This window comes from Stenotrophomonas maltophilia group sp. Smal32 (genome assembly GCF_030237085.1).
Classification (GTDB): Bacteria; Pseudomonadota; Gammaproteobacteria; order Xanthomonadales; family Xanthomonadaceae; genus Stenotrophomonas; species Stenotrophomonas maltophilia_Q.
On the sequence record NZ_JASJSI010000022.1, the window covers coordinates 13,202 to 33,121 of the forward strand.

The window sequence follows — 19,920 nt, forward strand, 5'->3', positions numbered from 1 at the left end:
GTCGACTAACAGTCGACTCTACCTCGTCGGTTTACTGGCGGGTTCGCTCGATTCCAGACGACTGCGTGCTTCTGCAGTCGACTGCACTTCTCGCGCGCGCTGGAAAGCCCGCGCTTCGCGCGATAGTCGACTGGACAGTCGACTCTACCTCGTCGGTCTGCTGATGGGTTACACCGTCACCACCACCTTGCCGATCTGTTCGTTCGATTCCAGATAACGATGCGCGTCCTGGATCTGCGCGAACGGAAACACCCTGGCGATCTTCGGTGCCAGCAAGCCCTTGTCCAGGCCATCGACGATGAAGGCCTTGGCACGGGCCAGCACGGCATCGTCGGAGACGATTTCCGAGTACAGGTAGCCTTTCAGCGTCAGCGACTTGCCCAGAACGTTGAACAGCGGGAACGGGGTCGGTTCGCTGCTCAGCGCGCCGTACTCCAGCAGGATGCCACCGCGCGCCATCGCTTCGGTCAACGCGTTGAACTGCGGGCCGCCGATCGGATCGAACACCACGCGGGCACCGGCGCCGCCGGTGATGCGCGCCACTTCGGCTGCCAGATCCTGTTCCTGGGTGGCGATGACATGGGCGGCACCGGCATCGAGCAGGGCCTGGCGCTTGCCCGGGCCGCGGGTCACCGCGATCGGGGTGGCACCCACGGCATTGGCGATCTGGATCGCAGCCAGGCCGACACTGCTGCTGGCGGCGGTGATGATGACGAAATCGCCGGCCGCCAGATGCGCCTGCTCCAGCAGTGCGCCCCAGGCAGTCACGTACTGCATCCACACCGCGGCGGCCGTTTCGAAGTCCAGTGCCTGTGGGTGCTTCACCACCAGCCGCGCCGGTACATTGGCCAGTTCGCCATAGGTGCCCCAGCGCGCGATGTCCAGCGGTGGCACCACACTGACGGCATCGCCAATGGCGAACCCGTTCACGTCATTGCCGAGCGCTTCGACCACACCGGCTGCTTCATAGCCCAGCCGGCTGGGGAACTGCGCTTCCTGCAGGTAGGCGCCGTTGCGGAACATCACCTCGGCGCGGTTCAGGCCGATCGCCTTTACCCGGATCTGGATTTCGTCGGCGGCGGGGGCGGGAACGTCGATGTCGTCGATGCGCAGTACATCGGCGTTGCCATATTCGTGGATGCGGACAACCTGGCTCATGGGGGAACTCCGGGGAAGGACCGGCGATCAGGCCGGCGGGGAAGTGGCCGCTACTATGCACGTGGTCACTATCCAGAATAATGGGTAATCTGGCGTTTCATTGAAAAACAATTGTTTGCAATGGACCTGATCGCTCCCCTGCGGACCTTCGCGAAAGTCGCCGAGGTCGGCTCCTTCGCCGCTGCCGCCGAGGCCCTGAACCTGTCGCCGCAGCTGGTCGGCAAGCATATCCAGGCGCTGGAGCAGCACCTGGGCGTGCGCCTGCTCAACCGCACCACGCGCAAGCAGAGCCTGACCGACTTCGGCCAGGCCTATCTGGCGCGTGCGCAGGTGATCCTGGAGGAAGTGGAGGGCGCCGAGCAATTGGCAGAAGTGGCGCGTGGGCGGCCGATGGGACGCCTGCGCATCAGCGCACCGGTCACCTTCGGCGTGCACGCACTGGGCCCGGCGGTGGTGGCCTACATGCAGCAGTACCCGGACGTGCAGGTCGATCTGAACCTGTCCAACAGCCTGGTGGACATCGTTGAAGACGGGTACGACCTGGTGTTCCGTACCGGTGACCTGGCCGACAGCGGGCTGGTGGCGCGACGGCTGGGGCCGTATCCGCTGGTCCTGTGTGCGTCGCCAAGCTATCTGGCTTCGCGCCCGGCCATCATCCATCCCAATGACCTGAGCCGGCACGAGTGCCTGGGCTTCGCGCATTCGATCATCCGCACACGCTGGAGTTTCCGCGATGCCGATGGCAGCGTGCTGACCGTGCCCGTGTCCAGCCGTTTCATGGTCAACCAGGCCGAGCCGTTGTTGACCGCCGCGGTGGGTGGGTTGGGGCTGATCCTGCAGCCGCACGAGATGCTGGCCGCCGCACTCGCGCGTGGTGAACTGGTGGAAGTGCTGCCGGCGTTCGTGCCAGTGTCGACCTGGATCAATCTGCTGTACCCGCGTGATCGCCAGCTGACGCCCAAGCTGCGCAGCTTCCTGGATTTCTGCGTGGCACGTTTCAACGAGCAGACGATGGCGCGGCGATAGCGCGGCATCGGTTAGCATTCCTGCCACTGTCTGCGAAGGATCGCCCTGTGATGTCTCTTCCGCTGCCGGAGCTTACCGTTGGCTTCCTGCTGCTGGCGGCGTTGTCCGGCGGCAGCGAGATCGTGGAGCAAACCCCTGCGCAGGCGCTGGCCGAGTGGGAGCTGCAGGGACGTGCTGACGGCCTGGCGCGACCGGACACCCGCTGCCAGGATTTCCTGCAGGCGATGGGGCGGAAGCCTGCAGGCCTGGAATACGTAGGCTGCAGCCAGGACGACACGTCCTACATCAAACCGATGCAAGCCCACTACCGTGTTGCAGGTGCCCGTGCCGAGCAGGTCGAAGCGTATCTGCACACGACATTCGGCATGCCGATGCTGCGTTACACCTGCTGTGGCTGGAGCAATGGCGGGCCCTACAGCTGGCGCGAAGGTGCAGACACGGTGAGGTACCAGATCGGGATGGGCATTGAATCGCTGCCGCATCAGCGGAGCGAGTGGAAGCGCATCGAAGCATTCGACGTAACGGTTGAGGTGCTGCGGCAGAGTCCCTAGCGTGGATGCGGTAGGTGGATCCTTGGTCCAGGATGCGTGCAGCTGCTTCTCTGCACTGAGCTGGCGTATTCGGTTCTGATGGGCACGCCGGATCGACGTTACCCGGTCGGTGCCGGCACCCGTACCATCTTCGTCATCAGATGCTCCACCACGCCTGCAGGATCGGCAGTACGACCGACATGCGTGCTCGACATCTGCACAACCGAGCTGCGCTTGGCGGTGAGGAAATGGAAGCGCGCGCGTGCCGGCAGCTGCGCAATCGGCCCGGCCGTGGCGTCACCGCGGCAGATCGCCACGATCGCATCCAGCCACGGCTGCAATGCCTCCTGGTCCAGCGCCGGCGCGAATGCGCGCAGGCGTGCCGGATCGATCTCGATGGCTGCTTCCAAGTGCCGTGCACCGGGACAGGACACGATCACCCCGACATTGATGAACTCTTCGCGTTCCACCCGCGGTACCACGCGGATGACCGCATAGTCATACGTGTGCAGCGTGGACACGGATGGCCTCCTGCACGAATACCGCACGCACTTTCAGGCGGTGCTTGAGATAGTCGATGTAGCCCTGCCGATAGGTCTGCGGGCTGTCGAACGCCGGCTCGCCCACCAGCCAGCTGTCCGGCACCAGGCCGACGATGCGCTCGATCTCGGCATCGGTCAGGCGTGCAGCCAGCTCGGCATCGACCTCGGCGATGCGGTTGGCGAACGACAGCAGCACATGGTCGCGGATCAGCACGAAGGGCTTTTCGCAGGCATCGCCGGCGTTGGCCCAGTCGTGATGGAAGTACATCGCCGCACCGTGGTCGATCAGGTACAGCTTGCGGTGCCAGACCATCAGGTTGGGATTGCGCGTGGTGCGATCGACATTGCTGGTGAACGCATCGAACCAGACGATGCGCGAGGCAAGGTCGGCATCCACCGGCATCGCTGCCGGGTCGTAGTTGATCGCGCCGGGCAGATAGTCCAGGCCCAGGTTCAGGCCCTCGCTGGCGCGGATCAGCTCCTGGATCTCCGGGTCCGGTTCGGTGCGGGCGAACTCGCGGTCCAGCTCCACGAACAGGATTTCTGGAATCGGCAGACCCAGCGTGCGCGCCATTTCGCCGGCGATCAGCTCGGCGATCAGCGCCTTCGGGCCCTGGCCGGCGCCACGGAACTTGAGCACGGCCATGCCATCGTCGTCGGTCTCGACCACGGCGGGCAGGGAGCCACCTTCCCGTAACGGGGTGATGTAGCGGAGGGCGTGTACGGTGCGCATGGACGCATTCTAGCGTGCTGCCGGGACGGGAGCGCCGGGCAACGCCGCGGCGGCTCCCTGCCATCTGCCCTCAGTGCGACAACGCGCTGCGCTGCTGTTCCTGCACCTGGGTGCGGGTCTGTTCCTGCGAGGCCTGCTCGGCCTGTCGCTGGTTGACCACGGCAAGCGTATCCAGGCTGTCCTGCACCGGGCGTTGCGCGGCCTCGGCGGTGGGCGATGACGCGCGCAGCGAGGCCGGATCGTCCAGCGGCCCCTTCACCACGAAGATGTTCTGCGCGGCGCATGCACCATCGGTCTGGCGGCTGAGCACCACATGGTCGACCCGGTCCAGCCCGTTTTCGCGGGCCAGCACCAGCAGGCTGGCGCTCAAGCGTTCGCTGGAGGCATCGAAACTGCGTCCATTGGCAGCATCCAGCTCCGCTACCTTGCCGCGGATCTGCTCGTGCAGCGAACGGTCGCGACCATCCATGAGCGGCATCTGCACGCCAGCGCCCGCTGCCGCATGCTGTGCGGTGATGGGCACATGGACGTGTGTGCCCTCGGTGTGGTCGAAGTAGTGCAGCGTCGACGGCGAGGTGCTGGTATCGAAGTAGGGCTGGCGTAGGGGCGAGCCCTCGCCGAGGTTGAGCCCGTTCTGCTCCAGCAGGCGCTCGTCCAGCCCCAGCTTCTTCATGTTCACTTCCATCCGGCTCACACCGTCGGGCGCCGGATTCGCGGCCTCGTATCCGCTGACCAGTTCGATCGCCTGGACGCCGTAGAAATTCTGGTAGTCCGAATTCCCATGATGGCCCAGGCCGGTGCTGACGCCCTGATCGTAATAGTGCTTGGCCATTCCCTCGATGTTGGCTGCGGTGGGGGAGATGGTCAGGTCCGCATTGAGGGTCAGCTCCGGGTGCGGTGCATAGGTGATCGGCGGGCCGGGTCGCGACTGTATGACGTCTGTTGAGCGGGGGCTGGCTTCATACAGGTCGCGCAGGGTAGCGTCCGGGTCGTTGGCGCGTACCTGGCTGACCAGCGCATTCCAGCCTGCGATGTTCGAAGAGGCCTCATCGCGGCGGTTGGCCGCGAGCAGGGTGCCGATCGCCTCGGTGTAATCATGGCTCGTGGTACGGCCTGCGATCTGCTCCACGTCGGCATCGAACTGCACGTAGGCACGCTCGACATCTGCATCGTTGAAGCCGTGCTGGATCTCGTGTCCGAGCACAAAGGCAACCTCGGCCGCGTCGAACCTGTCCGGCGCCGCAGGGGTCGACAGGCTGCTGGCGGGCAGGTTTATGGATTTCGTGCCCGTCTCGTAGGTGCCCCCGGCATTGCTTGCAGCGGGAAGCAGTTCGAAGCGTTCCAGGTAGCCTGCCGCGATGGCTGCGTCCACCTGCTTTGCCAGTACAGGCGAACCCGCGATGACGCTGCGCAGGTTGTCGACCTGGTCGCTGGTGACGTCGGTCTTGCCGGCGAATTCGCCCAGCAGGCGTTCCGTTTCTGCGGAAAGGGTCGTCATTGATGGCTCCCCTTACTGCACGGTGACAAGACGCACGCAGGCATGCGTGGCGTCGCCGAGGGCGTGGGGGTTCTCGGGCATCGTGTCGACCTTGATGCTCAGCTGCGGTCGATCGAAGCGGTCGTAGATCACCCGGCCGTGTTCGCCGCGCACCGTCTCGCGCTTGAAGCCGGCGGCATCCAGTGCCGAGGCGAAGTGGTTGAAGTCGACCTGGCAGATCGCCGCAGCCGACGCCTTGCGGTCGCTGCTGGTATCGATGAAGTTCAGGTCCAATCGCGTGCCGGCTGCACCATCCTGCTTCACTTCCAGGCCATAGCCCCATTCCGGCGTCAGCGTGCCGCCATAGCCGAAGTGGCCGGGCCCGAAGGTCTGCGCCGGTGCCTGCATTGCGGCGGACAGGCGTTCGGCGGTCAGTTCGCGCGTGGACGTCGTTGCCTTGATCAGGTCCAGAAGGCGCGACAACAGTTGCTCGGCATTGAGCGGGGAGGGCGAAGTGGTCTCGGATACGGATGGGGCCATGGTGTCGGTTCCTTGAGAAGTCGGCATGCGGTCGGCGGCATGTGCGCAGGCGCTGAGCGTGGTCACCGTCAGTGCGAGCGTCCACGGTCGTATGAATGCGTACCGGGGCATGAGCGTTCCTTGCAGATGAAGGCTGACCCTAGGGGGCGCTGGGTGAAGCAGAGGTTAAGCGCAAGCGAGGCCCCCGATACGATACAAAAGGTGAACGGGTGCGCATTCTTCACTTGACCCTGCCGCGCGCGATGTCAGCATCAGGTCCGTGGAGCTTCAACCTCGCGTGTGACCTTCAACAGGAGGCCGTCATGCAACAACTGCGCAGCTGTCACGCTTTATCCCGCATGCAATGCAACGCGTGGTGTTGATCCTGGTCTGATACGGCCACTCTGCCGGCACGGATGGCCGCCACCCGCAGTACCTGCCACCGTTCACCCGACGCGGATCCGGCATTCTCGTGCCGGCCCTGCAACACACACATATGCACGCCAGATTGCTCTCTGCGTCGCCGACGGCGGTCGCAGCGCGGAGGCTGGCGTGTCCATGATGATCCTGCAGGCTTTGGAGGTGCACTGATGAGCGACCAATACGAAAGAATGCTGCCGGCCCTGGACGACGCCAAGGTCGAAGAAATGATCGGCAAGCTGGTGCTTGTCGGGGTAACCCGCTACGGCGGCGACGGCCAGGTGCAGGGGCTGGAGCAGTACGCAGGAACGGTACTGCGCATCAGCGCCGATGAAGGCGTGGTGCTGGCCGATGAGAATGATGGCCACGAGCGTTACCTGCCGCCGATGCTCGACCAGTACCTGCCGGCCCAGCCGGGCGAGTACCGGATGAGCAACAGTGGCATGATCGTGATCGACCCGGATTATCTGGCCACTTGGGACCTGCACGCCCAACAGTAGCGCCGGGCCCTGCCCGGCAGGTGCTGCCCCACCAGCGGCAGCGCTTTTGCCCCATCCGGCCACTAGCCCTTCCGGCCCATTCACGACAACCCCTGCGGTGCTAGATTCGGGCCCTTGCCCGTTTCCGGGCTCCCATTCACACCCCAGGGGATAAGGATGCTCATCCGTCGTACCTCTCTGGCGGCGGCCGTTGCCGTTGCCACCTTCGGCCTGCTGGCCACTGGCCCGGCGCTTGCCGATTACGCAAAGCCGCCGGAACGCCTGCTCAAGGTGCTGAAGGCGCCGCCGCCGCCGGCGCCGAACGTGGCCCCGGGCGGCCAGCGCCTGTTGCTGACCACCGCGCAGACCTACCCGTCGATCAGCCGCGTTGCCCAGCCGTACCTGAAGCTGGCCGGTGTGCGCCTGGAGCCGAAGAACCGCAGCCGCCATGACACCCCCGGTGGCTACGGCATTCCGGCCTGCGTGGCTGACTTCACCCTGGTCGATATCGGCAGCGGCAAGGAGACCAAGGTCAACCTGCCGCAGGGCTGCGCCACCGGCGCGCTGTGGTCGGCCGATGGTAGCCACTTCGCGTTCCAGAATGCGGTCGATACCAGCGTGCAGCTGTGGGTGGGCGATGCCGCCACCGGGCAGGTGAAGCAGATCCCGAACGTGCAGCTGAACCCGATCTTTGGCAACACCGTGCAGTGGCTGGGTGGCAGCCAGAACCTGCTGGTGAAGCTGGTGCCGGCCAACCAGGGCCCGGCGCCGTCCAATGGCGGTGTGCCGACCGGCCCGGATGCGCAGGAGTCGCTGGGCAGCAGCGGCGAGAGCAGCACCTATGAGGCGCGCGATACGCTGACCAGCGTGCATGACGAGAAGCTGTTCGCCTACTACGGTGCCTCGCAGTTGGCCGTGGTCGACACCGCCGCCGGCAGCGTGCGTCCGGTCGGGCAGCCGGCGCTGTTCAACGACGTCAGCGCCGCGCCCGATGGCGTGCATGTGCTGACCGAGTCGATCAAGGCACCGTACTCGCATGCGGTGACCTACCAGCGCTTCGCCAACGACGTGGCCGTGCTGGATATCGCCAGCGGCAAGTCCACGCCGATCGCCAGCCTGCCGCTGGCCGACCGCGTGCCGGTGCACGGCGTGCCGGAAGGCCCGCGTGGTTTCGACTGGCGTGCCACCGATCCGGCCACCTTGGTCTATGCCGAAGCGCTGGACAAGGGCGACTGGAAAGTCAACGTGCCGCATCGCGATCGCGTGCTGATGCTGAAGGCACCTTTCAACGGCAAACCGACCGAGATCACCCGCACCACGCAGCGCTTCGAAGGTTTTGCGTGGACCGCCGATCCGGCCGTGGCGTTCCAGTACGAGAACGACGAGAACCGCCACTGGATGCAGACCCGCGTCGTCGATGTGGATCAGCCGAAGAAGGAAGGGCGCCTGCTGTGGGACATGTCCAGCGACGAGCTGTACGCCAACCCCGGCAATCTGGTGTTCACCCGCCTGCCGAATGGCGCCCAGGTCGTGCGCCGTGAGGGCAACCATGTGTTCCTCAGCGGCCGTGGCGCGTCGCCGCAGGGCGATCGTCCGTTCCTGGACCGCCTTGACCTGGGCACGCTGAAGAGCGAGCGCCTGTTCCGCAGCAGTGCCGACGCCTACGAACAGTTCCTCGGTTTCAGCAGCACGCCGGGGCGCTACCTGACCTGGCACCAGTCGGTGATCGATCCGCCGAACGCCTTCATCCGCCAGCAGGGTGAGGCGGTGGCCGACGCGAAGGCCGGCGAGGCGCAGTTCGCGTCCACCGCCACCGCGCTGACCAAGCTGGTCGACCCGACCCCGGAAGTGCGCCAGATCAAGAAGCAGCTGGTGACCTACAAGCGGGCCGATGGCGTGGACCTGTCGTTCACCCTGTACACGCCGCCGGGCTACAAGGAAGGCCAGCGTGTGCCGGCGATCCTGTACGCCTACCCGGCCGACTTCGCCAACGCCGCACAGGCGGGCCAGGTATCGGGTTCGCAGCAGACCTTCACCCGCCTGCAGCCGTACCGCCTGATGCTGCTGGCCGGCTACGCGATCATCGACAACGCCTCGTTCCCGATCGTGGGCGACCCGAAGAACGCCTACGACACCTACCTGGAGCAGCTGGAAGCCGATGCCAAGGCTGCGGTGGACAAGGCCGTGGACATGGGCGTGGTCGACCGCAACCGCATCGGCGTGACCGGCCACAGCCACGGTGGCCTGATGACCGCCAACCTGATCGCCCACACCAACCTGTTCAAGGCCGGCGTGGCGACCAGTGGCTCGTACAACAAGACCTTCACCCCGTTCGGCTTCCAGAACGAACGCCGATCGGTCTGGCAGGCGCAGGACGTGTACCTGAAGGCCTCGCCGTTCTTCTATGCCGACAAGATCAAGCTGCCGCTGCTGCTGGTCCACGGCGAAGACGATGCGAATCCGGGCACCGAGCCGTTCCAGTCGCGCAAGCTGTACCAGGCGATCCGCGGCAACGGTGGTACCACTCGCCTGGTGATGCTGCCGAACGAGCCGCACTGGTACACCGCGCTGGAGTCGAACGAGCAGCTGGTAGCGGAAATGCTGAACTGGTTCGATACCTATGTGAAGAACGCCAAGTAAGGGAACAGGAAGGCCACCTCCGGGTGGCCTTCCTGCATCCTGTAAAGCAGAGCCCACGTTCGGCTGCCCGTTCGCCTGCAAACAGCAGCAAGTGCTCTGCAATCAACTGTGGAGACTCGGTAACGACGTGTTACCGGCACATTCGCATGCCATGCAAATGGTCTAGGCTGAACCTGTAAGTCCGTCCCGGGTCGGTGCAATGAAAGCCATCCTTCTTGCTGCAACGTTGTCGTTGTTCCTGGTCTCAACTGCGGGTGCTCAGTCGCTGCCCGCCGAACTGGCGCAGCTGGGGATCATCGCCGGCATGCCTTACGCCAAGGCCAAGCGCCTGCTGGACGCGGCCGGTTGGCAGGTGAAGCCGGTGGAGGGCGCGCCGGAGTCGCTGGAAGGCTTTCCGGAAGTCGGATGCCAGAAGGGTGGGAAGCAGTGTGCGACGACTTTCGAGAAGGGCGGACAGCAGGTCGCGGTGCGGCTGGGCACTACCCTGGCAGGGCAGCCGTTCGTGCAGGGCGCTGATTGAGCGCCTGCTGCGCTCACGCCAGCGGCAGGCGGTCCTGCGCGTGCGCCAACCGGTCGTGCAGTTCGCGCACGTGCTCGGCCTTCGCATGGATGCGCGTGGTATCACCGAAACTTCGCAGATAGGCGCAGGCGGCAAAGCCAGCGCTCTTCTTCTCGTATTCGGCAATCCAGGCCAGGCGGTCCGGGTTGTTGGCCTGTTCGGCTGACCACGCGGCCACCGGTGGGCGGATGCGGTACTTCAGGCCGACGCGCCACGGCTTCGGTGTCAGTCGCGCACGGAAGCAATGCTGCAGCCGGCACATGCGCGCGTAGAGGGCGTCGGTGCCCAGTGCCTTGAAGAAGGCCTGCAGCTGCTCGTCCTCGGGGGAGAACGTGGTATGCATGGCCAGCACGCGTAGTCCGGCCGGCGTGCGGTACGCGCGCAGATGCCAGTCCGGATGCTGTTCGCTGAAGGTCGCGACCCGCTGCAGCGCTACACCTTGGGCGCCACCGGCCGCGGCCAGGCGCCGCTTGCGCTGCATCAGCATCGCCGTGTTGACCAGCAACACCGCCGCCACCCCCAGTACCAGTCCCACCAGCCAGTGCCAGAGCAGGGTGCCGATGATGGCGCCGGCGAACAGCAGCACTGCCGCGATGATTGCAGGCAGCACGCAACCTGCCGGCGGCTGCGCATGGTCGATGTCGGCGAACAGCACGTCAGGGGTATTGAGGCAGAGCGCACCGTAGCTGTTGCGGGTGATGATGACGTCACCGTCGCGCTGCACGATCTGCTCGCGGATCGGAACGCCTTCCACGCCGTAGTTGCTGCGCACTTCGCGACGCGGCAGCACCTGCCCGGCAAGAATGGCATTGAGTGCTTCGTTGGCACGGCGGTCGGCGTGACCCTGGGCTTGGGCTGGGCCTTCGTCGGACCAGCCAAAGCGGCGCACCACCACCGGCCGGCCACGGAAACGGGCCTGCAGGCGGGCTTCGGCCCAGTACGCGGGAACGATCATCATCGTGCGGTGCTCCATCTTCCATGGCAGGTGCCGAAGCGAGTCTGGCACAGCGCCGGGGCGCCCGCATCCGCCTGCTGCAGTGGGCCGGGCGGAGTGATAGATTGCGCGCTTCGCATGCACTCCACCAAGGACGGAGCGATGTTCATTAACCTGCGCGGCCTGTTAGCCCTGGCCTGTGCCGGGGCGATGGGCGCGGCCACCGCAGCGGTACCGGCAGGGCCGCAGATCCTCACCGAGGATGCCAGTCGTTTCTATGCACTCTATGACAGCGCTGGCGGCAAGCCGAGCGTTGCGCAGCTGCGTGGATACATGGCGGAGGGTTCGGCCGGCCTGGCCGAGTTGGCCAAGGCACGCCGGGTCACTCCGGAGCGGATTGCCGAGTCCATCGCCAGCCAGCCGGAGCTGTATGCGCAGGGGCGGAACTGCCTGGCCGAGCTGCCGGCGGTCAAGCAACGGCTGGTACAGGTGTTCGCCAACCTGCAGGCGATCTACCCGCAGACCCGGTTCCCGCCAGTGACCATCGTGGTGGGCCGCGGCCGTCCTGTAGGGCTGACGTCGAAGAGCGGGGTGATCATCGGCCTGGAAGCGTTGTGCGCGGCCGACTTCATGCATCCCAATGTGCAGGACCGCTTCGTGCACGTGATCGCACACGAATACGTGCACATCCAGCAGACCGGCCTGACCGACTTCGAGCCGGGTGACCCGCAGGCGACGGTGCTGCGTATTTCGCTGGGGGAGGGCATCGCCGAGTTCATCGCCGAGTTGATTTCCGGCAACGTGGGCAACGGGCGCCACGCGGCTTGGACCCGTGGCCGCGAAGTACATATCGAAAGCGCGTTCGCGCTGGATCTGGACAGCACCGATCTGTCGCCATGGCTGTACAACTACAAGCCGGGCTCGCAGGAGCCTTACGACCTGGGGTACTGGGTGGGTTATCGCATCGCCAAGGCCTATTACCTGCAGGCCAAGGACAAGCGTGACGCGGTGCGAGCGCTGATACAGCAGGACAACCCGAAAGCGATCCTGGCCGCCAGCGGCTGGACGCCGGGCATGTGGATGCCGGCAAAGGTCACGGGTGTGGCGGCGCGTACGGCTGCACGCTGAGCGCAGCACAGGGCGCTAGACTGCTGAAGTTGATTTCAGGAGTACCCGCATGCGTGGACCTGTTGAGCTTGCCGCCGTGACTGTCGTGACGCTGGGCCTTGCGTTGGTTTCTCCGCTGGGTGCCGCAGAAACTGTCGCAGTCAATCCACTGCTGCTGACGCCTGTCGAGCAGTTGCGCCCCGACGAGGTTCGTTTCATGCAGCAGCGCTTGGCCGACTGGCCGCAGCTGCAGCACTATCGCGACGCCAACGCACGGTTGCCTGCCGCAGTACCCGGGCAGCCACGCGTAGTGTTCTTCGGCGATTCCATCACCGAAGGCTGGGGCAAGGATGGCAGCGCTGGATTCTTCCCCGGCAAGGGGTGGCTCAATCGTGGCATCAGCGGCCAGACTACGGCACAGATGCTGGTGCGGTTTTCCCAGGACGCGCTGGCGCTCAAGCCGCAGGTGGTGGTGATCCTGGCCGGCACCAACGACATCGCCGGCAATACCGGCCCATCCACGCAGGGGATGATCGAAGACAACCTGCACGCGATGATGGAGCTGGCCCGTGCACATGGCATCGCCGTGGTGCTGGCCTCCGTGCTGCCGGTGAGTGAGTACCCGTGGATGCCGGGCATCACGCCTGCGCCGAAGGTGCGCGCATTGAATAAGGCGTTGAAGCGCTATGCCGAGGCGAAGCAGCTGGTCTATCTGGACTACTACACGCCGATGGCCAATGCGGCTGGTGGCCTCGATCCGCAGCTGGCCGAGGACGGCGTGCATCCCACCGCGAAGGGCTATGCGGTGATGGCGCCGTTGGCCGAAGCGGCGGTCAAGCGCGCGCTGCAGCAGAAGTAGCTCCCGCGGGCAGACTCGCCAGCAGCCACTCGCAGAAACTGATCACCAGCGGATCGGCCGCGCTGTCCTGGTGCACCAGCCAGCTCCAGCGCGGGCCGCGCACGCGCGCCTCATCCAGCGGTAGCAGCAGGCCTTGATCGCAGGCGCGAGCCGCCAACAACTCGCTGACCAGGGCGATGCCCAGCCCTTGGCAGGCTGCATCCAGCAGCTGCCCGGGCTCGGAGAAGTTCATGCCTTCGCGGCGCTGGCCAACATCGGCGCCCCCCTGTACCTGCCACTGGCTCCAATCCATTTCGCGCTCGCCATGCAGGGTCAGGCGTTCATGCACGGGCGTGGCCAGCAGGTCGGGATGGCAGGCCGGAAAGAGGCGATCCTGCAGCAGCACGCGATGCTGGCACTGGGCCTGTGAGTCCAGGTCGTCGCGTACCGCCACGTCCAGCGTCTGCGTGGTCATGTCCGGCGCGTCCTCGCTGGTCAGCAGCCACAGGTCGGCGTCGGGATGCAGGCGATGGAACCCGGCCAGGCGTGGCACCAGCCAATGGCGCGCAAAGGCCGGGCTGGTGTTGACGATCAGTTGATTCGGCTTGCGGTACTGATCGAGCCGGCGGATGCCACTGGCCAGCTGCCGCAGCAGGGACTGGGTGGTTTCCAGCAGGTCGATGCCGGCGTCGGTGAGGGTGACGCTGCGGCCCTGCCGGAAGAACAACGGCTGCTGCAGCGAGGCTTCCAGGCCCCGGATCTGCTGGCTGATGGCCGACTGGGTCAGATGCAGTTCCTCGGCTGCCCTGTGGAAACTACCCAGGCGGGCGGCGGCCTCGAAACCACGCAACGCGTTCAGCGGTGGCCAATGCTTGAGCATTTCAGGTAAGTAAAACTGTTCAATTGATGGCTGAAGCTATCGTTTGTTCTTATGGATGGGCAAGCGCAGCATAGCTTCCATCCCACACCGGCCCTGGAGCCCGTCATGAGCAGCCGTCGTCACTTCCTCACCCAGCTGGCGGGCGCCGCCGGTCTTGGCGGCCTGGCCGCCCTCGGTCTGGCGGGGTTGCCGGCTCGCGTGGCTGCGGCGGGGCCGGGCGCGGGTATCTGGCGGATGCCCGACGAGCATGGCCCCCAGGAGCGCGTCTTCCTGGCCTTTGCTGCGCAACCGCGGGTCTGGGGTGCGCAGGCCGACGCGGTGAACACCGCCGTCGCCCGCCTGGCCCGCACCATCGCCCGCTACCAGCCGGTCAGCGTGCTGTGCCGCCCGGCGCAGCGGAAGCTGGCGCAGGATCGCTGCGGCCGCGACAACATCGAGTTCCTCGAGGTGCCGCTGGATGACATCTGGGTGCGCGACTACGGCGGTTGTTTCGTCACCGATGGCAAGGGCGGGCTGGGCCTGGTTGATTTCAACTTCAACGGCTGGGGTGGCAAGCAGAGCGCACGCAACGATGGCGCGGTGGCGCCGTGGCTGGCGCAGGTGACCGGTGCCACGCTGCTGGAAAGCGATCTGGTGGGCGAGGGTGGTGGCATCGAAGTCGACGGTCATGGCACCGCCATCCTCACCGAGAGCTGCTGGGTGAACCGCAACCGCAATCCCGACTGGTCGCGCGCGGATATCGAGGCCGAGCTGAAGCATCACCTTGGCCTGCGCAAGGTGATCTGGCTGCCCGGTATTGCCGGCGAGGACATCACCGATGCGCACGTGGATTTCTACGCACGCTTCGTGCGCCCCGGCGTAGTGATCGCCAACCTGGACAATGATCCGGAGTCCTACGATCACGACCTGACCCGCGAACATCTACAGATCCTGCGCGAGGCCACCGATGCCGATGGTCGTCGCCTGCAGGTGCACACGTTGCCGCCACCGCTGGACGGGCGCGACAACGTGCATACCCGCGACAACGACGACCTGGCGATGGGCTACGTCAACTACCTGCCGATCAATGGTGCGGTGGTCGCGCCGCAGTTTGGCGACGACGCTGCCGATGGCTACTGCCGTGAACTGCTGGAGGATCTGTACCCCAGCCGGGAGATCGAGCCGGTGGACATCGACGCGATTGCGGGCGGCGGAGGTGGCATCCATTGCGTGACAAAGAACATGCCGAAGGTCGGGTGACGCGCTTCAGGCGTGGTCCTGCTTCAACGCGGCATCGGCCGCCAGCAACGCCTCGGCGGCCGCGCTGAGTGGCGGCGAGGGCGGGGCGACCACGCCGATCGCTTCCATCATCTTTGGCATGCCCAGGAACTGGCGTGAGCGGCGGTCGTAGATGCCGGTGACCAGCAGCGCGCGCGTGGCGATCTTCTGCTCAGCGCCGATCAGTACGCGCTGCTCCATGATGCCGCGCGAACCGACCCAGCCCACCAGGCGCGTTTCCAGGGTGAAGCGCTGGAACGGCTTCAGCTCGCGACGGAACTGGATGGTGCCTGCGCCGACGATCGGTGCCCACTTCTCGCGCAGCGCCACCCGGCCCAGGCCCATGCGCAGGATCAGGTCCAGCCGGCCCAGGTCGAAGATGTTCCAGTAGCGGCCGTTGGTCATGTGCAGGTTGCTGTCCAGATCGTTGGGCAGCACCCGGAACTGCAGGCGAGACACCCCGAACGGGGCCTCCAGCTTGGGCCGGAACAGGCTGCACAGCAGCAGGTGGAGCAGGCGGAACCAGAGATTCATGGCTATGACGACTGTTATAGAACGGCCGGTACGCTAATCTATGACGACTGTCTTAGCAAGGCGATCACCGTGAGCCCACGACCCTCTGATGCCCCGCAACGGGTGATTGATGCCGCAGCACAGATGCTGGCGCGGGTAGGCCTCAATGCCACCAGCATCCGTGAGGTGACCAAGCTGGCCGAGGCGCCGCTGGGCTCCACCTACCACCACTTCCCGGGCGGCAAGCAGGAACTGCTGGCGCGCGCCACCTACATGGCCGGCGACAAGGTGGAGGCGCTTCTCGTCGAGCTGTTGAAGGGCGGGGCCGTGCTGGGCCTGCGGCAGTTCCTGGCAATGTGGCGCGAGCGCCTGCTGCGCTCCGGGTTCCGCGCGGGCTGTCCGGTCCTGGCCGCGGCAGTGGAAGAGCCGGTGGAAGCCGTGCCCAGCCAGCCACGTGTTGCCGCTGCCGAAGTGTTCGCGCGCTGGCAGGGGCATCTCGCCGCAGCCTTCATTGCCGACGGCCACGATCCTGCGGCGGCGGATGGACTGGCCAGCCTGGTGATCGCCAGCGTGGAAGGCGCCGTGGCGATGTGCCGCGCACTGCAGGACATCGCCCCGTTCGACCAGGTCGCAGCGCAGTTGCTGAAGGCGACCGCGCCGCCCTGATCCGGCTATTCGTGTGCGGGAGACGCGCGGCAGGTCATCTGAAGATCACCAGGTAACCCCAGCCGAGCACGATGGGCAGGAAGGCTGCGACGGCCGACGCGCCCAACCAACGAAGGTAGCTGCGGGAGGCGGGCGCTCCCTGCCGCTTGAGGGCCCAGGCATTCGCCGGGAGCACCAGCAACGCCTGCACCGCAAAGGTGACCACGGCGGCAAGCCAGGCCACCAGGACGCCGAGGCAGCCATCGCTGAAGCAGCGGCTACCAAACCACGAACCCCAAGCGGCGAGGCCAATCATTGGAACGAACATCACGAGCGCGGTGGCGCGGGTGAACTGGGAGGCCTGCATGCCGTGGCGCATAGTTCTTCTGGTGGAAAATCATAATCCAGCCGCCGGCGCGCGGGTACAAGGCCGGCGCCAGTCCGGCCCGTGGCAGATGGACCCACGGCCCCATCGCGCTAGAATCCGTCCACCACCGCCTACGCGTGCCCGGCAAGGATGTCCGCATGCAGTATCAGGTTTCTGAGGTCCCTGGCCGCGATGCCTCCCGTCTACGGGTGGCGGCATGAAGAACTCGCGCCATTTTTCCATCAGTGCATTGAAGCTGCCCAGGAGCCGTGGCGGTGAAGTCGTGCGTGCGCGGCGGCACCTGCAGCAACGTGGCTGGCCCCGTCTGCAGATGGCCTTGATCGTTGCGTTGACTGGAGCCGCCGGGTTCCTTGCCTCGCATCTGCTGCGACTGGCTGGCGTCGACGCAATGCTGTTGCGCTACCCGATGGCGGTACTGCAGGCCTACGGCGTGTTCCTGCTGCTGATGTGGATCTGGATCCGTTGGCGCTGGGACGACGTGCTGGATGGCCTGTCGTCGGAGGTGGGTGGAGGCAGCCCATCGGCACACGGCGGCGTCGCCGAATCACCGTGGAGCAGCGTCGGTGGCCGTTCCGGCGGTGGCGGTGCGTCTGCCTCGTGGAATGAGTCGGCACCGCCGAGCGAGGTCGAGGTGAGCGAAGTGCCGCTGGCCGGGCTGGCTGAAGACGAAGCGGGCCTGCCGTTGCTGGCCCTCCTCGGCATCGTCGCGCTGGTGGCCGCCGTCCTGCTGGCCAGCGTGTGGGTGGTGTGGTCGGCGCCGGTACTGATGGCCGAACTGCTGGTGGACGCGGCCATTGCCGGTGGCTTGTACCGGCGCATGCAGGGCATGCAGGTGCAGGGATGGTGGCGGGTATGCGTGACGCACACGATCTGGCTGCTGCTCGGCCTGCTGCTGTTCTTTGCTGTGCTGGGTTGGCTTGCGCAGGAACTTGTGCCGGGTGCGAGCCATCTGCTGCAGGTCATTCAAGCGCTGTAGCGCCAGGTTACCGGCCGATATCCCAACCTGCGTCATCTCTTCCAGGAACTTCATGCGACAGCGCATTGCACGGAAGCGCATCCTGACGACAGCGGTCGTCCTGTTCGTGACTGCTGGCGCAGCGCTGATGGCCAGCGTGCGTCCGCAGTGGCGGCAGGACACCGGCCCGCCGCCGATCAACCTGGGAACTGCACAGATGCAGGCCGAAGTGATGGCAGAGCTCATCGACCTGCGACCGACACCACCAGGAAGTCCGCCCCTACCACCGACTCCAATCAAGGCAGTCTCCTTCCCGATGCTGACCGGTAACAGTGGGTTCGCGACCGCGGCGGTGCCGCTGGACGACGTCGAGCCAGCACACTTCGAGCCGCGCGGCTCGGAGCCCGACATGCCATTTGCCGTGATGGAATGGACTGCGCCTACCTGCGGTGAAGGAGATCCCGCCCCTGTCTGCCAGGTTCGTCACAGCGTCTTCGAGTGGCGCGATGATGACAGCGCGGCGTCCTTTCAACTGCAGCAGCAGCTGGAGTCGATGCTGCAGGTTGTGAACCGTCGGGCTGTGCGGGTACCCGACCTCGCGTTTGAGCTTGCACACGTGCGGGCGCAGCGGATGACGTGGGACGAGCTTCAGCAACGACGCGCGCGCGGTATCGAGGGATGCATGGGCGGACCGGGCAATCCGGATCTGGGCGTTGTCTATCTGCAGCGTCCTGTGTTCAGCCTGGACGGGAACTGGGCAATGGCATCGATCGCCTCGGATCTGTGCAGTGGAGGAATGGCGATGCGCGACCTCTACCTTCTGCACCGCAGGAAGGGCGGATGGGAGCGCATTCGAGTGGAGCCTGTCCGCCATATGAGCTTTGGACACGGCCTGTGGCCCGCGTTGGCGGAGTCGTGATGACAGTTACCTCGTTCAAGCCAGACCGCGACTGCCAACAACGGATCGCCTGGCGACGCATTGCATCGCTGGCGGCGGCGCTGTCGGCTTTGGCTCTCATGGCCGGAATCTGCAGCCTGCGCCCGAGGTGGCAGCAGGAGAGCGGTCCGCCACCGGTCAACCTGGGAACAGCGCAGATGCAGGCGGAGGCGATGGCGCTGGCGATCCGGCAGAGGCCGCCATTTCCCCTTCCACCCGCATTGCCGCAGCCAACGCCAGTTCTGCCAACCTCGCTGAGCGCGGTGCCCACCGCACCGCAGACGCCGTCCACGCGCGTCGATCAATGGCGCCCGCAGGAGCAGCCGCAGTTGACCGACGCGGTGGGGGAGGACATCTACGTGATGGAGCAGACCTTGCCCTATTGCTGGCCGGGCAGCAGTGCCTCCACCTGCCAGGAGGTGGACGATCGGTCCTGCCGCTGGACGACCGGTGGCCGCCGGACATCCATGCGCTGCGGTTGCGCCTGCAGGCGGACCTGGTTCCCGCCAATCGCCGTCCCACGCCAATGCCTGTGGCCGCATTGGCCGGTGCGCAGCGGATGGACGGCGCAGAGCTTCGAGCGCTGCGGGAGCAGGGGTGCGCGGCAACGGTGCATGGGCGGACTCGGACATACGACCACTTCGCCTATCTGACCCGGCCCGTTTTCAGCGTCGATGGGCAGTGGGCTATGATCGCGGTCGCCTGGGATTCGTGTTCCGGCGATTTCGTCTATCGGGAGCTTGTCATACTCCAACGGGAACACGGACGCTGCATGGCCGAACCGCCTGAACGATCTGTGGGCCACGTATGGGACGGCCGCGTACTGCGTCCCGCGACGTAGAACCACTGACGAGGAAGAGCGCATGGATGTCGCTGCACGCAGGAACAGGACGTTGTTTCGTTGGATCATGGTGACGCTGCTGGCAGTACTGATGCCGTTTGCAGCACTGGCTGAGCCCGCAGCCGGGCAGGCCGCTACCGCCGAAGCCGCTACCGCCGCGGAGGAGGCGCAATGCCGCGCCTGCAGCTATGAGCGTATCGGGCACAAGGTCGATATCGGGCTGGTTGCACTGGTGTCGCTGCTGGTGGTGGGCCTGCTGATCGCGGCGTCGCGGGAATGGGGCACCACGTCGCAGCGCTGGACCTGCCGCACGCTGTCCCTGTTGCTGGTGGGTGTCGGTGCGGCGTTGCTGTGGTGGGCTGGCAGCGTCGTCTACCTGGGCTACAACCCGTGGCAGGAAATGGCCGCCCCCGTCGATGGCTCGCTCACCTCGACACTGCTCAATACCTCACCGAAGTGGCTGGCGGCGCTGGTGTTGATTGGTTTCGCGCCCTCCATCTGGAAGCGCAGCGAACGCCTGCCGGCCTGGCGTATCGGCTGAC

Annotated in this window: 22 protein-coding genes; 13 read left to right on the forward strand and 9 right to left on the reverse strand. The window is 65.8% G+C overall.

The window, feature by feature from the left end; translation table 11 throughout:
• Nucleotides 1-168: 168 nt before the first annotated feature.
• Nucleotides 169-1,158 (reverse strand): zinc-dependent alcohol dehydrogenase family protein, encoded by a 990-nt coding sequence (locus QRO91_RS07675; protein WP_049430093.1) that lies wholly within the window; start codon nucleotides 1,156-1,158, stop codon nucleotides 169-171.
• Nucleotides 1,159-1,278: 120 nt separating this feature from the next.
• Between QRO91_RS07675 and QRO91_RS07680 the strand changes: the two genes are divergently transcribed.
• Complete coding sequence (locus QRO91_RS07680) at nucleotides 1,279-2,184, forward strand: LysR family transcriptional regulator (protein WP_197650487.1); 906 nt, start codon at nucleotides 1,279-1,281, stop codon at nucleotides 2,182-2,184.
• Nucleotides 2,185-2,234: 50 nt separating this feature from the next.
• Nucleotides 2,235-2,735 (forward strand): DUF4952 domain-containing protein, encoded by a 501-nt coding sequence (locus tag QRO91_RS07685; protein ID WP_049430091.1) that lies wholly within the window; start codon nucleotides 2,235-2,237, stop codon nucleotides 2,733-2,735.
• A 98-nt stretch (nucleotides 2,736-2,833) separates the two neighbouring features.
• On the opposite strand, the gene QRO91_RS07690 is transcribed toward QRO91_RS07685, so the two are convergent.
• From QRO91_RS07690 to QRO91_RS07705, 4 genes are all read right to left on the reverse strand, one after another.
• Complete coding sequence (locus QRO91_RS07690) at nucleotides 2,834-3,235, reverse strand: DUF3037 domain-containing protein (protein WP_197650488.1); 402 nt, start codon at nucleotides 3,233-3,235, stop codon at nucleotides 2,834-2,836.
• Nucleotides 3,213-3,989, reverse strand: a complete 777-nt coding sequence (locus tag QRO91_RS07695) for a HipA family kinase (RefSeq protein ID WP_197650489.1) — start codon at nucleotides 3,987-3,989, stop codon at nucleotides 3,213-3,215. Before QRO91_RS07695 ends, QRO91_RS07690 begins: the two co-directional genes overlap by 23 nt.
• 70 nt (nucleotides 3,990-4,059) lie before the next feature.
• Nucleotides 4,060-5,487, reverse strand: a complete 1,428-nt coding sequence (locus QRO91_RS07700; protein WP_197650490.1) for an XVIPCD domain-containing protein — start codon at nucleotides 5,485-5,487, stop codon at nucleotides 4,060-4,062.
• A gap of 12 nt (nucleotides 5,488-5,499) precedes the next feature.
• Nucleotides 5,500-6,117: a hypothetical protein gene (locus QRO91_RS07705; protein ID WP_049430087.1), complete on the reverse strand. Its 618-nt coding sequence runs from the start codon at nucleotides 6,115-6,117 to the stop codon at nucleotides 5,500-5,502.
• Nucleotides 6,118-6,575: 458 nt separating this feature from the next.
• Between QRO91_RS07705 and QRO91_RS07710 the strand changes: the two genes are divergently transcribed.
• From QRO91_RS07710 to QRO91_RS07720, 3 genes are all read left to right on the forward strand, one after another.
• Entirely contained in the window at nucleotides 6,576-6,905 is a 330-nt protein-coding gene (locus tag QRO91_RS07710) for a hypothetical protein (protein ID WP_049430086.1), read from the forward strand.
• Between the two features lie 156 nt (nucleotides 6,906-7,061).
• Entirely contained in the window at nucleotides 7,062-9,524 is a 2,463-nt protein-coding gene (locus QRO91_RS07715; protein WP_100443799.1) for a prolyl oligopeptidase family serine peptidase, read from the forward strand.
• Nucleotides 9,525-9,723: 199 nt separating this feature from the next.
• Nucleotides 9,724-10,044, forward strand: a complete 321-nt coding sequence (locus QRO91_RS07720) for a hypothetical protein (RefSeq protein WP_197619774.1) — start codon at nucleotides 9,724-9,726, stop codon at nucleotides 10,042-10,044.
• Nucleotides 10,045-10,057: 13 nt separating this feature from the next.
• Here QRO91_RS07720 and QRO91_RS07725 read toward each other — a convergent pair whose 3' ends face one another.
• The gene (locus tag QRO91_RS07725; RefSeq protein ID WP_197650491.1) at nucleotides 10,058-11,041 is read right to left on the reverse strand and encodes a hypothetical protein; all 984 of its coding nucleotides are present in this window, start codon (nucleotides 11,039-11,041) and stop codon (nucleotides 10,058-10,060) included.
• Nucleotides 11,042-11,179: 138 nt separating this feature from the next.
• Here QRO91_RS07725 and QRO91_RS07730 point away from each other — a divergent pair, with 138 nt between their 5' ends.
• The gene (locus QRO91_RS07730) at nucleotides 11,180-12,145 is read left to right on the forward strand and encodes a DUF2268 domain-containing putative Zn-dependent protease (protein ID WP_197650492.1); all 966 of its coding nucleotides are present in this window, start codon (nucleotides 11,180-11,182) and stop codon (nucleotides 12,143-12,145) included.
• Between the two features lie 49 nt (nucleotides 12,146-12,194).
• A complete protein-coding gene (locus tag QRO91_RS07735; protein WP_197650493.1) occupies nucleotides 12,195-12,983 on the forward strand; it encodes an SGNH/GDSL hydrolase family protein in 789 nt (262 codons plus the stop codon).
• Here QRO91_RS07735 and QRO91_RS07740 read toward each other — a convergent pair.
• Entirely contained in the window at nucleotides 12,958-13,842 is an 885-nt protein-coding gene (locus QRO91_RS07740; protein WP_049427569.1) for a LysR family transcriptional regulator, read from the reverse strand. The two genes, QRO91_RS07735 and QRO91_RS07740, sit on opposite strands and share 26 nt — an antisense overlap.
• 105 nt (nucleotides 13,843-13,947) lie before the next feature.
• Between QRO91_RS07740 and QRO91_RS07745 the strand changes: the two genes are divergently transcribed.
• Nucleotides 13,948-15,081, forward strand: coding sequence for an agmatine/peptidylarginine deiminase (locus QRO91_RS07745; RefSeq protein WP_197650494.1), 1,134 nt, complete (start codon nucleotides 13,948-13,950; stop codon nucleotides 15,079-15,081).
• Nucleotides 15,082-15,087: 6 nt separating this feature from the next.
• Here the strand turns inward: QRO91_RS07745 and QRO91_RS07750 are convergent, their stop codons facing one another.
• The gene (locus tag QRO91_RS07750; RefSeq protein WP_197633273.1) at nucleotides 15,088-15,633 is read right to left on the reverse strand and encodes a thioesterase family protein; all 546 of its coding nucleotides are present in this window, start codon (nucleotides 15,631-15,633) and stop codon (nucleotides 15,088-15,090) included.
• A gap of 69 nt (nucleotides 15,634-15,702) precedes the next feature.
• Between QRO91_RS07750 and QRO91_RS07755 the strand changes: the two genes are divergently transcribed.
• Complete coding sequence (locus tag QRO91_RS07755; protein ID WP_049427574.1) at nucleotides 15,703-16,278, forward strand: TetR/AcrR family transcriptional regulator; 576 nt, start codon at nucleotides 15,703-15,705, stop codon at nucleotides 16,276-16,278.
• Nucleotides 16,279-16,312: 34 nt separating this feature from the next.
• Here the strand turns inward: QRO91_RS07755 and QRO91_RS07760 are convergent, their stop codons facing one another.
• Nucleotides 16,313-16,636 carry a hypothetical protein gene (locus tag QRO91_RS07760; protein ID WP_049427576.1) on the reverse strand — a complete coding sequence of 108 codons (324 nt, stop codon included), beginning with the start codon at nucleotides 16,634-16,636 and terminating at the stop codon, nucleotides 16,313-16,315.
• Between the two features lie 205 nt (nucleotides 16,637-16,841).
• Between QRO91_RS07760 and QRO91_RS07765 the strand changes: the two genes are divergently transcribed.
• The 4 genes from QRO91_RS07765 to QRO91_RS07780 all read left to right on the forward strand — a co-directional run bounded on the left by QRO91_RS07765 (nucleotide 16,842) and on the right by QRO91_RS07780 (nucleotide 19,919).
• Complete coding sequence (locus QRO91_RS07765; protein WP_049427577.1) at nucleotides 16,842-17,621, forward strand: hypothetical protein; 780 nt, start codon at nucleotides 16,842-16,844, stop codon at nucleotides 17,619-17,621.
• Between the two features lie 52 nt (nucleotides 17,622-17,673).
• Complete coding sequence (locus QRO91_RS07770; protein ID WP_100443800.1) at nucleotides 17,674-18,519, forward strand: energy transducer TonB; 846 nt, start codon at nucleotides 17,674-17,676, stop codon at nucleotides 18,517-18,519.
• Nucleotides 18,519-19,190 (forward strand): hypothetical protein, encoded by a 672-nt coding sequence (locus tag QRO91_RS07775; protein WP_152906552.1) that lies wholly within the window; start codon nucleotides 18,519-18,521, stop codon nucleotides 19,188-19,190. Before QRO91_RS07770 ends, QRO91_RS07775 begins: the two co-directional genes overlap by 1 nt.
• Nucleotides 19,191-19,400: 210 nt before the next feature.
• Nucleotides 19,401-19,919, forward strand: coding sequence for a hypothetical protein (locus QRO91_RS07780; protein WP_049427580.1), 519 nt, complete (start codon nucleotides 19,401-19,403; stop codon nucleotides 19,917-19,919).
• The last annotated feature ends 1 nt before the right edge of the window (nucleotide 19,920 follow it).

Bases quoted from the DNA above. Each gene is read 5' to 3' on its own strand.
- QRO91_RS07675 (WP_049430093.1), bottom strand. From the start codon at position 1,158: ATGAGCCAGGTTGTCCGCATCCACGAATATGGCAACGCCGATGTACTG.
- QRO91_RS07680 (WP_197650487.1), top strand. From the start codon at position 1,279: ATGGACCTGATCGCTCCCCTGCGGACCTTCGCGAAAGTCGCCGAGGTC.
- QRO91_RS07685 (WP_049430091.1), top strand. From the start codon at position 2,235: ATGTCTCTTCCGCTGCCGGAGCTTACCGTTGGCTTCCTGCTGCTGGCG.
- QRO91_RS07695 (WP_197650489.1), bottom strand. From the start codon at position 3,989: ATGCGCACCGTACACGCCCTCCGCTACATCACCCCGTTACGGGAAGGT.
- QRO91_RS07700 (WP_197650490.1), bottom strand. From the start codon at position 5,487: ATGACGACCCTTTCCGCAGAAACGGAACGCCTGCTGGGCGAATTCGCC.
- QRO91_RS07705 (WP_049430087.1), bottom strand. From the start codon at position 6,117: ATGCCCCGGTACGCATTCATACGACCGTGGACGCTCGCACTGACGGTG.
- QRO91_RS07710 (WP_049430086.1), top strand. From the start codon at position 6,576: ATGAGCGACCAATACGAAAGAATGCTGCCGGCCCTGGACGACGCCAAG.
- QRO91_RS07715 (WP_100443799.1), top strand. From the start codon at position 7,062: ATGCTCATCCGTCGTACCTCTCTGGCGGCGGCCGTTGCCGTTGCCACC.
- QRO91_RS07720 (WP_197619774.1), top strand. From the start codon at position 9,724: ATGAAAGCCATCCTTCTTGCTGCAACGTTGTCGTTGTTCCTGGTCTCA.
- QRO91_RS07725 (WP_197650491.1), bottom strand. From the start codon at position 11,041: ATGATGATCGTTCCCGCGTACTGGGCCGAAGCCCGCCTGCAGGCCCGT.
- QRO91_RS07730 (WP_197650492.1), top strand. From the start codon at position 11,180: ATGTTCATTAACCTGCGCGGCCTGTTAGCCCTGGCCTGTGCCGGGGCG.
- QRO91_RS07735 (WP_197650493.1), top strand. From the start codon at position 12,195: ATGCGTGGACCTGTTGAGCTTGCCGCCGTGACTGTCGTGACGCTGGGC.
- QRO91_RS07740 (WP_049427569.1), bottom strand. From the start codon at position 13,842: ATGCTCAAGCATTGGCCACCGCTGAACGCGTTGCGTGGTTTCGAGGCC.
- QRO91_RS07745 (WP_197650494.1), top strand. From the start codon at position 13,948: ATGAGCAGCCGTCGTCACTTCCTCACCCAGCTGGCGGGCGCCGCCGGT.
- QRO91_RS07750 (WP_197633273.1), bottom strand. From the start codon at position 15,633: ATGAATCTCTGGTTCCGCCTGCTCCACCTGCTGCTGTGCAGCCTGTTC.
- QRO91_RS07760 (WP_049427576.1), bottom strand. From the start codon at position 16,636: ATGCGCCACGGCATGCAGGCCTCCCAGTTCACCCGCGCCACCGCGCTC.
- QRO91_RS07765 (WP_049427577.1), top strand. From the start codon at position 16,842: ATGAAGAACTCGCGCCATTTTTCCATCAGTGCATTGAAGCTGCCCAGG.
- QRO91_RS07770 (WP_100443800.1), top strand. From the start codon at position 17,674: ATGCGACAGCGCATTGCACGGAAGCGCATCCTGACGACAGCGGTCGTC.
- QRO91_RS07775 (WP_152906552.1), top strand. From the start codon at position 18,519: ATGACAGTTACCTCGTTCAAGCCAGACCGCGACTGCCAACAACGGATC.
- QRO91_RS07780 (WP_049427580.1), top strand. From the start codon at position 19,401: ATGGATGTCGCTGCACGCAGGAACAGGACGTTGTTTCGTTGGATCATG.